Genomic DNA, 463 nt, shown 5'->3' on the forward strand with positions numbered 1-463 from the left:
CCCCTGATTGTCCGCCTGCCGCTAGCTCAATTTGAAAACATGGCCATGATTCGGCGCTTAATTTCCCCGTCTTTGCTGACTAAGGTCTTTGTCAAGAATGCTGCTGTAGGCTTGTTGTTGTCATAGCCTTTCCAGACCTCATGTGGGTTAAGTGCATAGGCGCAAACTCTTCCCGCAACAGGAATTTTGACTATGGCTTTTTGCTCTTCTAGGTATGAGATCCAATTACGCACAGTTCGAGTAGTCACATCAAACTGAGCAGCCAGAAAAGCTTGGTCCGCTACAACCGCACCACAAGCACCATCGATATGTTGTGCCAAAAAAGTATACAACCCAAATGCGCCCTGATTTCCTTTGGCAAGAGCCATCAGTCGCTTCCAGCCTAGTGGATACACTTGAGTGAATCCGAGGTTCTCTCTGTCATGTTTTTCTCGATGATCTGCGATTAGATTCTGGGTATTCA

General features: G+C 46.9%; 1 protein-coding gene. It reads right to left on the bottom strand.

The genetic code is table 11. The features are described 5' to 3' along the window. Positions 1-26: 26 nt before the first annotated feature. On the bottom strand, positions 27-463 hold a 437-nt coding region (locus PH558_RS34090), incomplete at its 5' end, for a hypothetical protein (RefSeq protein ID WP_483314225.1).

The sequence above is a fragment of the Rhizobium pantanalense genome (assembly GCF_030182525.1).
Taxonomy (GTDB): Bacteria; Pseudomonadota; Alphaproteobacteria; order Rhizobiales; family Rhizobiaceae; genus Rhizobium.